The sequence below is a fragment of the Acinetobacter sp. YH12208 genome (assembly GCF_013418055.1).
Lineage (GTDB): Bacteria > Pseudomonadota > Gammaproteobacteria > Pseudomonadales > Moraxellaceae > Acinetobacter > Acinetobacter pseudolwoffii.
Genome location: NZ_VPCT01000002.1, coordinates 219,372 through 234,149, shown reverse-complemented (window position 1 = coordinate 234,149; position 14,778 = coordinate 219,372). Strand labels below are relative to the sequence as shown.

At 46.4% G+C, this 14,778-nt stretch carries 13 protein-coding genes; 6 read left to right on the top strand and 7 right to left on the bottom strand.

Annotated features, from left to right (window positions below; translation table 11 throughout):
- Nucleotides 1-26: 26 nt before the first annotated feature.
- Entirely contained in the window at nt 27-1,199 is a 1,173-nt protein-coding gene (locus FTU95_RS04085) for a S41 family peptidase (RefSeq protein ID WP_180077637.1), read from the top strand.
- Here FTU95_RS04085 and FTU95_RS04080 read toward each other — a convergent pair whose 3' ends face one another.
- The 3 genes from FTU95_RS04080 to FTU95_RS04070 are packed head-to-tail and all read right to left on the bottom strand — an operon-like array spanning nt 1,200 to nt 4,863.
- Nucleotides 1,200-2,624: a sigma-54 dependent transcriptional regulator gene (locus tag FTU95_RS04080; RefSeq protein WP_180077635.1), complete on the bottom strand. Its 1,425-nt coding sequence runs from the start codon at nt 2,622-2,624 to the stop codon at nt 1,200-1,202.
- 15 nt (nt 2,625-2,639) lie between these two features.
- Nucleotides 2,640-4,205, bottom strand: coding sequence for a PAS domain-containing sensor histidine kinase (locus FTU95_RS04075; protein ID WP_180077633.1), 1,566 nt, complete (start codon nt 4,203-4,205; stop codon nt 2,640-2,642).
- Between the two features lie 22 nt (nt 4,206-4,227).
- Nucleotides 4,228-4,863: a response regulator gene (locus tag FTU95_RS04070; protein WP_005108454.1), complete on the bottom strand. Its 636-nt coding sequence runs from the start codon at nt 4,861-4,863 to the stop codon at nt 4,228-4,230.
- A gap of 219 nt (nt 4,864-5,082) precedes the next feature.
- Here FTU95_RS04070 and FTU95_RS04065 point away from each other — a divergent pair, with 219 nt between their 5' ends.
- Nucleotides 5,083-6,150 carry a serine hydrolase gene (locus FTU95_RS04065; protein ID WP_180077631.1) on the top strand — a complete coding sequence of 356 codons (1,068 nt, stop codon included), beginning with the start codon at nt 5,083-5,085 and terminating at the stop codon, nt 6,148-6,150.
- A 54-nt stretch (nt 6,151-6,204) separates the two neighbouring features.
- Here the strand turns inward: FTU95_RS04065 and thrC are convergent, their stop codons facing one another.
- The 4 genes from thrC to xerD form a co-directional block, all read right to left on the bottom strand.
- Nucleotides 6,205-7,344: a threonine synthase gene (gene thrC / locus FTU95_RS04060; RefSeq protein WP_005094446.1), complete on the bottom strand. Its 1,140-nt coding sequence runs from the start codon at nt 7,342-7,344 to the stop codon at nt 6,205-6,207.
- 57 nt (nt 7,345-7,401) lie between these two features.
- Nucleotides 7,402-8,706 carry a homoserine dehydrogenase gene (locus FTU95_RS04055; RefSeq protein WP_005094444.1) on the bottom strand — a complete coding sequence of 435 codons (1,305 nt, stop codon included), beginning with the start codon at nt 8,704-8,706 and terminating at the stop codon, nt 7,402-7,404.
- A gap of 125 nt (nt 8,707-8,831) precedes the next feature.
- A complete protein-coding gene (locus FTU95_RS04050) occupies nt 8,832-9,644 on the bottom strand; it encodes a DsbC family protein (RefSeq protein WP_005169007.1) in 813 nt (270 codons plus the stop codon).
- 99 nt (nt 9,645-9,743) lie between these two features.
- Nucleotides 9,744-10,661: a site-specific tyrosine recombinase XerD gene (gene xerD / locus FTU95_RS04045; protein ID WP_005094442.1), complete on the bottom strand. Its 918-nt coding sequence runs from the start codon at nt 10,659-10,661 to the stop codon at nt 9,744-9,746.
- A 175-nt stretch (nt 10,662-10,836) separates the two neighbouring features.
- On the opposite strand from xerD, the gene FTU95_RS04040 reads away from it, so the two are divergent.
- From FTU95_RS04040 to murD, 4 genes are all read left to right on the top strand, one after another.
- Nucleotides 10,837-11,097, top strand: coding sequence for a FeoA family protein (locus FTU95_RS04040; RefSeq protein ID WP_004281065.1), 261 nt, complete (start codon nt 10,837-10,839; stop codon nt 11,095-11,097).
- Complete coding sequence (locus tag FTU95_RS04035; RefSeq protein ID WP_005094440.1) at nt 11,094-12,950, top strand: ferrous iron transporter B; 1,857 nt, start codon at nt 11,094-11,096, stop codon at nt 12,948-12,950. Before FTU95_RS04040 ends, FTU95_RS04035 begins: the two co-directional genes overlap by 4 nt.
- Before the next feature lie 56 nt (nt 12,951-13,006).
- Nucleotides 13,007-13,258: a DUF6587 family protein gene (locus tag FTU95_RS04030; RefSeq protein WP_005094438.1), complete on the top strand. Its 252-nt coding sequence runs from the start codon at nt 13,007-13,009 to the stop codon at nt 13,256-13,258.
- 160 nt (nt 13,259-13,418) lie between these two features.
- On the top strand, nt 13,419-14,765 hold the full coding sequence (gene murD / locus FTU95_RS04025) for a UDP-N-acetylmuramoyl-L-alanine--D-glutamate ligase (RefSeq protein WP_180077629.1): 1,347 nt from the start codon (nt 13,419-13,421) through the stop codon (nt 14,763-14,765).
- Nucleotides 14,766-14,778: the final 13 nt, after the last annotated feature.

Genomic DNA, 14,778 nt, shown 5'->3' with positions numbered 1-14,778 from the left:
GATAAGATTTTAAAGAAAGGTAAAAAATGGCAACAACACATTGGAAGTCTGTCGTTATACCATGCTTACTGATGTGTTTGAGTCATTCGGCCTGGGGTGCGGGCTCAAAAGAGCCGGTATTCGATGATATGCAAATGGATGGTCAGGTTTATACTGAAATTCCTGTGGCATCCATTCAAGAATTTGTACAAATTTACGGCATCGTCAAAGACAATTATATTCAAGACAAAAATGACGACGCCTTGTTCCAACAGGCAATCCAAGGGCTGGTCAGTGGCTTAGACCGCTATTCGCGTTATTTGTCTCCTGAAGATTATAAGCAGCTACGTGAATATACTGAAGGTGATCTGGCCAGCATTGATTTCGATCTGCAATTTAACTCGCAGATGAAGCAATGGATGGTGCAGGGATTGAGCGCCGATGCCGACTCTGCCAAGCAGGGACTGCGCAATGGTGTCACGGTCTATAAAATTGATGATCAGGTACTGAGTAGCCTGAATCAGGAGCAGGTGCGACAGTTATTGAGCGGGGCGGTCGGCTCTACGCTGAGCATACAGCTTTCCCCGCAAAGTCCGGTGGTTCGTCTGGTAAGGAATACCAAGCTCGATACTGAAATTAAATCCAGTCTGCACAATAATCAGGTACTGGTATTGCAGGTCAAAGTTTTCCAGCAAGATACAGCCAATGAAATCAAGCGCCTGATTGAAAGCTATTCTGACAGACGCTTAAAAGCGGTGATGTTTGATCTACGCAATAACCCGGGTGGCTTACTTTCTGCCGCAGTAGAATCGGCCGATTTATTTTTGAATCAGGGTGTGATTGTCTCGACCCAAAGCCGTTCGGAAGGCAATCAGCAATTTCAGGCGCTGCCAAGTTTTGAATTTCAGAATCTGAAAGTGGGCGTTCTGATTAATAACCGTTCAGCTTCGGCAGCTGAAGTCTTTACGGCAGCATTGAAAGAACATAGCCGGGCTTGGGTGGTCGGTGAGCAAAGCTATGGCAAAGGTGTGGTACAAAAGCTATTTCCACTGAGTAATGGTTCTGCTTTACAAATGACAGTGGCACAATACTTCAGTCCGAGTGGTCAGATGATTGAAGGGCGGGGCGTGCAGCCACATTTCAGTTATCCGTTTAAGCAGGAAATGCGTGAGGAGAGCTATCTGGAACACGTCACAGACCTGCTGCTCCTGCAAAAATAATTATTCGTCTTCCTCAGTATCCAGTCCGAACTTTTTCAAACGATAGCGTAGGGAGCGGAATGACATACCGAGCTTTTTCGCGGCCAGTGTGCGGTTCCAGTGCGTTAGATTCAGCGCATTGAGTAGGACTTCTTTTTCAATCTTTTCTAAATATAGCTCTAGGCCTTCTTCTGGGAGCTTTCTCGGGGCAATCAGGGTGTCAGTCGCAATGATCTCGCTCGTGAGCGTATTCATCTCCTGAGCGCTGTTAAGAGCCTGACGTAACGGTGCACTTTGCAGGTGCTGAAGGTCAATCCGTTCTTCATCACTCAAGGTGATTGCACGTTCCATAATATTACGCAATTCACGTACATTACCCGGATAATATTGTTCCAATAAAAATTCTTTACTGCGTTCTGTCAGTTTTTTATTGGCAATGCCCCATTCCTGGCAAATCTTCTGAATAAAATGTTCGGCGAGTAAGAGAATATCCTGACTCCGTTCACGCAGCGGCGGTAAAGTCAGATCCATCACATGAATACGGAAATATAAATCCTGACGGAATTTGCCTTGGTGTACCAAGGCTTCCAGATCCTGATGAGTGGCACTGATGACGCGGAAATCCACATCAATTTCAGTATCTGAACCGAGTGGACGAATACGTTTTTCCTGTACGGCACGTAACAGTTTGACCTGCATGGAAAGTGGCAGTTCTGCAATTTCATCCAGAAACAGGCTGCCACCATGTGCCGATTGAATCAGCCCCTGTTTGTCCTGAGCGGCGCCAGTAAAGCTGCCTTTCTTATGCCCAAACAGTTCGCTTTCCATCAGTTCAGTGGGAATCGCACCACAGTTAATTGCAATAAAAGGGCCTTCATTACGGTTGCTCAGGCGATGGACCAGATTGGCCACCACTTCCTTGCCAGTTCCCGATTCGCCAGTAATAAAAACCGGTGCCTGGGAGCGGGCAATTTTTTGTAAGGTAATACGTAAGTGCTGAATCGGTATCGATTGCCCAATCAGCATTTTATGTTCTAAAGCATCATTTGGATTATTATGGGAATAATCCACCGGTTTATTCAGTGCTTTTTGTAGCAGCTGTTCCAGATGTTTCTGATTGATCGGTTTGCTGACAAAGTCAAAGGCACCGGCCTTGAGTGCAGCAATCGCGATTTCCATGTTGCCATAGGCGGTCAGAACCGCGACCGGAAGTGCAGGATAGAGATGACCAATCCAGTCCAGTAACTCCAAACCATTGCCATCGGGCAGGTTCAGGTCAGTTAAACAGGCATCATATTGATGATCTGCAAGATATTTTTTAGCATCTTGCAGACGATGTGCGATGTGCGTACGAATCCCCATCCGCAGCAACGACATTTGCATGAGGGTGCATAAATCTTCTTCATCATCCACCAAGAGCACCAGTGGCTGTTGTTCCACACTCATTTCCCTTAAACCCCTTTATACCGTAATACGTTGGCAGCTAATGCGAAAGCATGCGCCCTGTTCTTGTTGTATATAGTTTAATTGTGCCTGATTTGCTTCACAAAAACTATGTGATAAGTACAGTCCTAATCCGGTTCCACTAATCGAGGTACTGAAAAAAGGTTGAAATAATAGGGCTTGGTCGTGTATGGCTACACCTGAGCCGAAATCCCGGATATCAATCCAGACCCGATGTTCATAGGGATGTATATTCAGCTGAATGTAATTGGCATCTGCTGAATTGTGACGGATGGCATTGCGAAGCAGGTTAATCAGGACTTGCCGGAACTGCGCTTCATCGAACTGAATCAGCAGTGGCACATCAATATTAAATTGAATCTGATCGCAAATATCGGCCAAATCTTCCTGGATAAATAACGGGATAAATTCATTGAGATGAATCGGCACCGGATGGGTTTCTTTATTTTTGACCATATTCAGCGTGTCCTGAATAATCCGGTCAATCCGGGTCGCCTGTCGGCCAATCATCTGGTTGAGTACTTGTTGTTGTTCATTGTCAGAGTCATGATATAAATCATTGGCCTGCACAATAGCTGCCAATGGATTACGAATTTCATGCGCAATACTGGCTGAAAGCTGGCCCAGTGCAGCAAGCTTGAGTTGCTGCACCTGTTGATTGAGTTTTTTGGCATCCTGTAACACCAATAACATCAGGGTTTGATGCGGCACAATCAGCTTTTGTACCTGTACATGAATGTTATAGCGACTTTGCTGTGATTCAAACTGAAAACGCTCGCCATTTTCCAGCGTTTCAAACTGGATCAGTTCAAATAAATCTGGTTGTGACTGGTAGAGGGTAAATTTCTCATGTGCAAATTTTGCTTCGATCCCGAGCAGTGTACAGGCCGCAGGGTTACTCAGGACCACATGATAATTCTCATCCAGCACCAGATAACCGGTTTCGATCTGTTCCAGAATATAACGGTTAATATTCTGTAAGCGATAAAGTTCCAGAGATTGCGAAAAGTTCAGGTTTTCCAGAATCTGAAAACGGCGTACCGCAATTTGCCCGGTTCCATAGACCACAAAGAACAAAAAGGCCAGCAGGGCACTATTACTGATATTGCTTAAGGAAGAAAATGCAAAAATACTGCCGATAAAATGTTGATATATGACACTAATCACAGCAATCAGCGTGACCACCAAAGCTTTTTTTGCATCCAGCAATAACGATGCGGAAAAGATGGTAATCACAAACAGCAAACCAATTTGCAGATTAGGCCCATCACTTGCCAAAGTCAGTAAACTTAAGACGCAGACATCGCTAAAAAAAATCATAATCAGCTGCGGCTGGATCAGGCGTCTGATCCATTTCAGTGCGAACAGCTGCGCTGTATTAATGGCAACACCGATTCCTAGCGCATAATAATACAGTTGTGGATATTGATAATCGCCGGTTAGCTCGGGGTAGGTCAGCAGAAAAATCAGCAGCAGGCCAGTGCTGATCAGCAGGCGATACGCACTATACCAGATCCCTAAATGATACTGATTGAGTTCAGAATAATTGGTTTTTTGTGCCATATGCAGCGCGACTCGCCAAAGGCTAAGGTTTAATCAGCCCATAGCGCATGGCCAGATGCGTCAGTTTGACATCACTATCAATATTCAGTTTTTCAAAAATACGATAACGATAAGTATTTACGGTTTTGACGCTGACAAAGAGCTTGTCAGCAATTTCCTGAGCGCTGATACAGTTCACCACCATCATCGCCACTTGCATTTCACGTTCTGACAGTGCATCAAAAGGCGATTGCTGTGTATCAGAAAGGTAAGAACTCGCTAACTGTTCTGCAATGTCGGCACTAAAATATTTACCGCCTTGCATGACTTTATTGATGGCGCGAACCATTTCTGAAATCGGCGCCCCTTTGGTAATATAACCTTTGGCTCCGGCTTTTAATAACAGCGAAGGATAGGGTTCTTCTGCCAGACCGCTGACAGCCAGTACTTTGGTTTCAGGGGCGCTCTGAAGCAGACGACGCGTGGTTTCTACGCCACCAATGCCCGGCATATTCACATCCAGTAAAACCACATTCGGATGATGCTGACGAACCAGAGAAATCGCTTCTTCACCAGATTCAGCCTGTCCAATCACCTGAACCTCCGCATGGTCTTCCAGCATTCTGCAAATTCCAGTACGTACTAATTCATGGTCGTCCACAACTAAAACTGTGATCACCTACGCTCTCCCTCTGTTAAAAAAATCATTTTTTTGTTACATAAAGCAAAATAAGCTTGCAATGAAAGTACAAAATTAGCAATCCTATTCGCAAGATAAAATCTGAAACTTATCACACAGTGTCAAGATCAAAAAATGTTCTGCAATGTGTTTAAATGTAAGGCATATTAGAGGTAATACGCAAATCAATCTTACCTCTGTTAGTTGAGTGAAGAAATAGTGAAGAAAATAAACAAGTCTTTAAGGCATGTATTGGGCCTGTCCGTGTTAGTCAGCATGAGTGCGACAAGTTTTGCTGAAATCATTATGAATTCTGGCACGACAGAGGGCGGATCCAGCATTAGTTGGTCTTCTGAGGAAGTCAATCAGCTGATGAGTGATGATTTCCGTGTGGCTGCTGATGAGCCTTCGCCACCCGGTTCAGCCACCGTGACCACGACCTTGCGTCAGAGTGTACCGAGCACCCAGCAGTCGGTCAGTGTTCAGCAACCAGCAAAAACAACACAGATTTTTGATACAAACAGTTATAGCAATCAACCCTCTGTAAATGCCCGTGCTGCATTGGTTATGGATGCGCAAACCGGTGAGGTGCTGTTTAGCAAAAACACCAATACCGCTTTGCCGATTGCATCTATTACCAAATTAATGACAGCAGTGGTGATTTCCGATGCACGTTTAAACATGTCAGAAAAAATCACGCTGCAACAGGTTGATTTCTCTTGCGCAGGTTGTAAAAGCTCAAGCTCGACCTTACGTGCTGGCGATAGCATGAACCGTGCCGAAGCTTTATTGTTTGCTCTAATGAAGTCTGAAAACCCGGCAGCTGCAGCCTTGGCGCGAACGTATCCAGGTGGTCGCAGTGCATTTATTGCAGCGATGAACAGTAAGGCCAAGGCCTTAGGCATGAATTCATCCCGCTTTATGGAATCAACCGGCTTACACCCTGGAAATGTGGCATCAGCACGTGATTTGGGTATTTTAGTGAATACCGCTTCTCAATATGGTTTGATTCGTCAATTCTCGACCACACCAAGCTATGACTTTAACTTGGGTTATCGTGTACTGAAATCGAATAATACCAATGCACTGGTGCGTAACGGCGGCTGGAATATCAATATTTCTAAAACCGGTTTTATTAATGAAGCAGGGCGCTGTGTGGTGATGCATACGACCCTGAATAACCGTCCGGTGGCAGTGGTACTGTTAGGTGCAAATAGCTCACAGGCGCGTACCAATGATGCGACCCGTTTGATGAGCTGGGTGAGCCAGCAACCAAAACGAATCTAATCTCTGCGCTCATAAAAAACCCTGCAAATGCAGGGTTTTTTATTCTGGCTGAAATTACATGTTCGACAGAATAGAGTCTTTTACCTGAGCCATGGTTGCGTCGATAGACAGCATCACCGCATCGGCACATTGTTTGATCGCGGTATCTGGATCTTTTAGACCATTACCGGTTACGGTACATACGATTACTGAACCTTCAGCGATTTTACCTGCTTTGATATCACGGATTGCACCGCCAACAGACGCAGCAGATGCAGGTTCTACGAATACACCTTCATACATCGACAGCAGACGTTGCGCTTCAAGAATCTCAGCATCCGTCAGTTCATCAAACCAGCCGTTTGAATCACGAACGACAGCTTTGGCATGATTGAAGCTTTGCGGATTACCAATACGAATTGCAGTTGCAACAGTTTCCGGATTTTCTACTGGACCACCACGCAGGAACGGAGCAGCACCAGACGCTTGGTAACCGGCCATGATTGGCAAGCCAGCCGGTTTAGGACCAGTGAAAGCATCGGTTTCAGCATCGTAAATCACTTGCTCAAATTCTTCTTTCGACTGATTGGCCACCGCTTCGGTATAGCCCATCCAGTGTGCAGTGATATTACCTGCGTTACCCACTGGCAGGCAGTGGTAATCCGGGGCACGACCTAAAGCTTCAACGATCTCGTAAGCAATGGTTTTTTGACCCTGCAGGCGGTACGGGTTGATTGAGTTTACAATCGTTACCGGTGCCTGATCAGCAACTTCCTTCACCAGACGCATGCCGTCATCGAAGTTACCACGAATTTGCATGGTGATTGCACCATACATCATCGCTTGGGCCATTTTACCCATGGCAATTTTGCCTTCCGGGATGAGCACGAATGCTTTGATACCGGCACGAGCAGCGTATGCAGCCGCAGCAGCAGAAGTATTACCAGTGGATGCACAGATGATGGCTTTAGAGCCTTCTTCAACGGCTTTGGTCACTGCCATAGTCATACCGCGGTCTTTAAATGAACCAGTCGGGTTTAAGCCCTCGTACTTCACATAAATTTCAACATCTTTACCAATAATGCGTGGAATATTCTCAAGCTTGATCAGTGGAGTATTACCCTCACCCAAAGAGATCGCACGAGTAGTTGCAGACACTGGTAAACGGTCGCGATAGCGGTCAACTAAACCAGTATAACGATTGGCATTCGACATGATGATGTTCCAATTGTGTGTAGAGCTTGGCAAGGGGAAATACTCCCCTTAACCCGATTAATTATCAAGCGATTCTAAACGAATTCGTACAATTTCGCCATGAATGACGGGTAATGCTTGAATTTGTGAGAGCGCTGCATCCATTTTTGATTCGACGATAGGATCGGTCAGAATCACGATCGGAATAAGGTCTTTTAAGCGAGGTTGCTGCATGATGGCATCGATACTGATTCCGGCACGACTGAGAATCGTGGTGACATCGGCAAGCACGCCCATTTGATCTTCGGCATTAATACGGATGTAATAGCCGGTGGTCATTTGTTCACGACTCAAGATCGGTAAATCGGTCAGTGCTTCAAAGGCCAGTTGCGGAATGGTTCCAGCACCGTCTTCGGTATAAATGATATCACGGACAATATCCACCACGTCTGCGACCACAGCAGAAGCCGTTGGGCCTGCACCCGCACCTGCGCCGTAGTACAGCGTTGGGCCAACCGCATTGGCTTGTACCAGTACGGCGTTTTTCACGCCATTGACGTTGGCAATCAGTTCTTCTTCAGGAATCAGGGTTGGATGAACACGGAGTTCAATCCCGGCATCGGTGCGGCGTGCAATTCCCAGGTGCTTGATACGGAAACCGAGGTCTTCTGCATATTTCACATCTTGTGCAGTGACTTTGCCAATACCTTCAGTAAAGACTTTGTCAAACTGTAGCGGAATACCAAAGGCACATGAAGCCAGAATGGTCAGCTTATGTGCAGCATCAATACCTTCCACGTCAAAGGTTGGATCGGCTTCGGCATATCCGAGTTCTTGTGCTTCTTTGAGTACGTCTTCAAAAGTACGGCCTTTTTCACGCATTTCGCTGAGAATGAAGTTACCCGTACCATTGATGATGCCCGCCAGCCATTCAATCTTGTTGGCCGCCAGACCTTCACGAATCACTTTAATAATGGGAATACCGCCAGCCACTGCCGCTTCATAGGCAATCTGCACGGCATTGTCTTCAGCCGCTTTAAACAGCTCATTCCCATGTTCAGCCAATAGCGCCTTGTTGGCAGTCACAATATGCTTGCCATGTTTCATGGCTTCCATAATAATTTCAAAAGCAGGATGAATCCCGCCCATGACTTCGACCACCACGTCTACGTCAGGTTGACGCACGATGTCCATCAAGTCTGCACTTTGTTTCACTGATGCAGGTAGGTCCAGATCAGGACGTGGACGACGGGTGCCTACATAGGTAATTTCAATTTCACGACCGGTGCGACGTTTAATCTCAGCAGCATTTTCTTTTAATAGTTTCAAGGCACCACCACCTACAGTACCAAGACCGAGGATAGCCAGACGAACTGGTTTCACGTCACACTCCAAATAAACAGTTTTTTACGAGAACCTAGATCATAGCTAAAAAAACGCCATGACTCTAGGGTCATTTCAGAATATCTTTATGTATAAAATAAAGTTAAATAACGTATTAAAATGAGTTATTTAAGTCGCTTCAATAATTCAGCGCTAGACAGATATCCGCCGAGGTAAACCCCTTCCGAACTATAAATGGCAGGGGTGCCATTGACGCCCATATTCAGGCCCATGTGATATTGATCTTGAACAGGATTTTCACATTTCTCTGCACTAATTTGTGCGCCGGCAATGGCCTGATCAAAAGCACTATGACGGTCAGCACTACACCAGATTGCTTCCATGGCCGGCATATGCTGTTCACCACGCGGCCAGGCGATATAACGAACTTCAATACCTTTACTATTCATTTCATCCATTTGTTCATGGAATTTATGGCAATACGGACAGCTGACATCGGTAAAGACATAGACCACATGCTTGGCCTTGCCTTTGGCCGGATAGATCAGCAGATCTTCTGCTTTCAGTTCGGCAAAGAGTTTATTGTTGATTCCGGCTTGCAGGTTTTCACTGACATTATGCAGCTGTTTATCACCGAGTCGGATCACGTCGCCCTGAATCAGGTATTTACCATCGCTGGTGACATAGACCGCAGACATACCTTCCAGACTGACCCAGAACAGGTTCGGTACTTCGGTGGTTTTAATATCGGTAATTTTGGCACTGATCCCCGCAGTTTTGAAATGCTTTTCCAAGGTAGAGACCAGACGCTGTTGTGCATTGCGTTCGGTCAGGGTAGAGGCTTCTCCCGTTGCTGGTGCACTTGCAGTCAGTGTATCTTGCTTTTTAGTGTTGTTATCGGAATTGGAACATGCGCTAAGCCCCAAACCAGCAGCAAGTGTACAAGCCATAAAAACTTTTGAGCGGGCAAATGTCATAAATAACCCTTTTCTTCTTGGACTAAAAACAGAGCATTAGCATAACAAAAAAAAATACAAACACGTCAAACTTCTCAGTTTATTCCATGTGTAGATATTTTAAGCCCGTGGATGATGCGCTGCATGCAGTTGCTGCATCCGCACTTGCGCCACATGGGTATAAATCTGGGTGGTCGACAGATCACTATGTCCAAGCAGCATCTGTACCACACGTAAATCTGCGCCATGATTGAGCAGATGCGTTGCAAAGGCATGCCGCAAGGTGTGCGGTGACAGCTCGGATGCAATTCCGGCCTGTAAAGCATAGCGTTTAATCGCATACCAGAAATTTTGCCGGCTCATGATGCCGCCATGCTGAGTCAAAAACAGATAATCGGTTGAGGTCTTATACAGTTGTGGACGGGCTTCATTCAGATATTTTTCCACCCATTCACAGGCCATGTGTCCCATCGGTACCAGACGTTCTTTATTGCCTTTACCGACGATGCGTAAATAGCCCTGTTTTAAGTTAATCAGTTCCAGACGCAAGTTAATCAGTTCAGTGACACGTAAACCGCAGGCATACAGCACTTCAAACATGGCACGGTCACGCAGGCCTAAAGCAGTATTGATATCGGGGGCATCAATCAAGGCCTCAACATCGGCTTCAGACAGGTCTTTGGGCAAGGCACGGCCAAGCTTCGGGGTTTTATGCGCTGCCACCGGATTATCACTACGCAGCTTCTGTTCACGCAGAAATTTATAAAATGAACGCAAGGCTGACAGACAGCGGGCAATTGAGCGTGGGCTTTTTTGCTGTTTGGTCAGTGCAATCAATACATCGGAAATATCGTCATGGGTCCATTCTGGCAAAGGCTTGCTCAGACATTCTGCACATTGCAGCAAATCAGATAAATAGGCATTTCGGGTGTGTGGACTGACCGTTTGCGCAATCAGATAATCACGAAAACCCTGTAAATAGCTCAAGGCTTCAGGAATTTGAACCGGGGCGGGAATACGGGGTTTTTTGTTCAGCATAGGGTAAAAGGATCTGATCTGAAAAAGCGATGAATTTAATAGGTATTCTCCACTGTAGTTTAATTTCACCAGACTGTCGATGTGATATAAAAACTAATTCAGCATGTAATCAATCTTATTTGTTAATTATTCTCATTTGTTTGTATACTGTACAAAATAGTTCAGGAATTTCACGGTGCGTTTGTCTGATTTAAAAGCAAAACAAATTGCCATCATTCGAAAAGTGAGTCGAACAACTGATGGTGAAAGTGCTCTACACGATGTCGTCGCGAGTCGTTTGGAAACTCTAGGCTTTGTGCCGGGTACGAAGGTACAGGTGATTACGAAAGGTATTTTTGGTGGAGATCCCATTTTGATTCAAGTTGGATTTACCCGTTTTGCTTTGCGTAAATCAGAAGCAGCCAAAATTGAAATCGAACAGGCGGTGTCGGCATGAGTGATACATTACGTATTGCCCTTGTCGGTAACCCTAATTGCGGTAAAACTTCATTATTCAACCATTTAACCGGAACACGCCAAAAAGTTGGTAACTATGCGGGGGTCACGGTTGAACGTAAAGTCGGTACGTTTCAGCTTGCTTCAGGCAAAGCGGTGCGGGTACTGGATTTGCCAGGGACTTATAGTCTGGATGCGACCAGCCCGGATGAAGAAATTACCCGTAATGTGGTGCAAGGTAAAATCGCAGAAGAACAGCAGCAGGATGCATTCTTATGTGTAGTAGATGCCACTAACCTGAAACTGCATCTGGGTCTGGTCCTAGAAATGATTGCTTTGGGTCGTCCGATTCTGGTTGTACTCAACATGATGGATGAAGCACGCCGTCGTGGGATGCAAATCAATACCCAGAAGCTGTCTGAACGTCTCGGCGTGCCCGTGGTGGAAACTGTAGCGGTACGCAGTTCAGGGATTGAAAACCTGAAGAATGCCCTGGATCAGGGAAAATTCTCGGTACCGCAGACTGAACTGAGTGGCTTAAAGGGTGACCCGCATCAGCAGGTAGAAGTCATTCTGAACGACGTGGTCAATTTCGTCGATCAGGAAGACAAACGTACTGATTTTCTCGACAGGATTTTTTTACATCCGGTACTGGGTCTACTCAGCCTGGCTGTAATGATGTTCGTGATTTTCCAAGCGGTATTTGCCTGGGCTGCGCCGTTTATGGATGGCATCGAAACCTTCTTTGGTTGGCTCGGTGAATTCCTCGGTGAATATATTGCTCATCCCTTACTGAATAGTCTGGTGGTGGACGGGATTATTGCTGGTGCCGGCGGGGTGGTGGTATTCCTGCCACAGATTCTGATTCTGTTCTTCTTTATTCTAGTCTTGGAAGAATCAGGTTATTTACCACGAGCAGCCTTCTTGCTCGATAAGCTGATGTTTAAAGCGGGCCTGTCAGGCCGTGCCTTTATTCCGTTATTGTCCAGCTTTGCCTGTGCCATTCCGGGCATCATGGCATCGCGTACCATCAGTGATCCGCGAGATCGTTTAACCACGATTTTTGTGGCACCGCTGATGACCTGTTCAGCACGTTTGCCGGTATATGCCTTGCTGATTGCAGCTTTCATTCCACAGCAAACTGTCTGGGGTTTTATGAACCTGCAAGGTCTGGTGTTATTTGGCCTGTATATGGCGGGTATTGTCAGTGCTCTGGCGGTGTCTTTTGTACTGAAATTTTTCCATAAAGATAAATCCCAGCACATGCTGTTGATGGAGCTGCCAAGCTACCGTTTCCCGGATCTGAAAAACGTCTGGATCGGCTTGCTGGATCGCGGCAAAATCTTCTTGAAGCGGGTCGGTGGCATCATCTTCGCCTTATCGATTGTACTCTGGTTCCTGTGCACCTTCCCGCAACCCCCAGAAGGTGCGACTTTGCCGGCGATTGATTATTCACTGGCAGGTATGCTCGGTCATCTGATGCAGCCAATCTTTGCACCGCTCGGTTTTAACTGGCAGATCTGTATTGCCTTGATTCCAGCCATGGCAGCACGTGAAGTGGTGGTTGCTGCATTGGGCACTGTCTATGCACTGTCTGCCGTAGATGACGATGCAATGTCCGAAGGTCTCTCTTCACTCATCAGTAGTGGTGGTGATCTGGGCTGGTCAGTGGCGACAGGTCTGTCTTTACTGGTGTGGTTTATTTATGCACCGCATTGTCTGGCAACTTTGGCGACAGTCAAACGTGAAACTGGTTCCTGGAAAACGGTCAGTATCATGACGGTTTACCTGTTTGGCTTGGCATATTTCATGTCATTCCTGACTTATCAAATTGCTTCATATTATTTGGGCTAATCTCAGGTTGGCCTCGGCCCGTTGAGCTTGCCTGAGTATATGCATGGGAGATTGAGATGATTGAAATTTTGATTGTGGCGGCACTGGTGCTGTGGAGTGCGCTGGTGGTATTTAAAAAGGTGTTTCCGAACACCTCTCACTCAGTCTTCCAGAAGCTGTCTGATGCCTGCGCAGCAAAAGGCTGGACGCGTCTGGCCAAATGGCTGCAACCGGGTATGGCTGCAGGCTGTGGTGGCAACTGTGCCTGTCCGGTGTCGGAGCAAAGTGCACAGGAAAAGCCGGCCCAGCAAGCGGTCAAATGGAAATAAGTTCCTTTTTGGCTGTAATTTTAAAAACCGTCATGAGCATGACGGTTTTTTACGCATGGACACAAAAAAATATGCAGAAAACTCAATCAGAAAAGGCATTCAAAACAGCAAAGTGCTACCATTTCGTCAGTTTCAAAATAGACCAAAATATGGGGCGAAAATGTTAATACAACGTGGTGGGTTAAAAGTCGTTGCAGGACTCGGAATATCAGGTGTTGCAGCAGTCAATTTCTTACATGACCAGGGCTACCGCGTTGCAGTAACGGATTCTAGAGCCATCCCTCCGGGACATGACCAGATTCCGGCCGAAGTCCAGACCAGTTTCGGCCAGTTTGATGCCGAGCTGTTGCTGTCTGCAGAAGAAATCGTGATCAGTCCGGGACTGGATCCAAAATTGCCAGAAATTCAGGCGGCGATGGCGCAGGGTATTCCTGTGGTGAGTGAAATCCAGATTTTACGCCGTGCTACGGATAAGCCCATTGTCGCGATTACCGGTTCCAATGCCAAAAGTACAGTGACCACTTTGATTGGCTTAATGGCAGCCGATGCTGGCAAAAAAGTCGCGGTCGGTGGCAATCTGGGACGTCCTGCACTGGATTTAACCAAAGATGATCCTGAGTTATATATCTTAGAATTATCCAGTTTTCAGCTGGAAACTACTTCAAATCTGGCGGCTGAAGTGGCGGTGGTACTGAACATGAGTGAAGATCATCTGGATCGGCATGGCGATATGATGGGCTATCACACCGCCAAGCACCGGATTTTTCAGGGTGTGAAAAAAGTGGTGTATAACCGGGATGATTCTTTGACCCGTCCTTTGGTGCCAGATGTGACGCCGATGCAAAGTTTTGGCCTGAATGCACCCGATATGAACCAGTACGGGATTCTTAAAGATACCGATGGTGGCATCTGGTTGGCGCGTGGTCGTGAACGTCTGTTAAAAAGTACCGAGATGTATATGCAGGGCACGCATAATGTTGCCAATGCCCTGGCTTGTCTGGCACTCGGTGAAGCGATTGGTTTGCCATTGGACAGCATGCTAAACACTTTAAAAACTTTCAAAGGTCTGGAATATCGCTGCGAATTTGTCAAAGCAGTGCAGGGCGTACGTTATTATAACGACTCCAAAGGCACCAACATCGGTGCAACCTTGGCGGCACTCGATGGTTTAGGTATGGCGATTGAAGCCCAAGGTGGCAAAGTTGCGATTATTCTCGGTGGACAGGGCAAAGGACAGGACTTTAAGGCTTTGCGTGAATCATTGAGTAAATATGCCAAGATTGCAGTGCTGATTGGTGAAGACCGTCCGATCATCGAAGCAGCGATTAGGGGCACGACTGAGCTGGTTCATGCAGAGAGTTTGCAGCAGGCCGTAGAAATCTGCCAAAAGCACACCCAGGCAGATGATGTCGTGCTATTGTCTCCTGCATGCGCAAGTTTTGATATGTTCTCGGGTTATCCTGAGCGTGGTCGCAAGTTTGTTGCGTATGTGAATGAACTCAATTAAGAATAACAAGGAT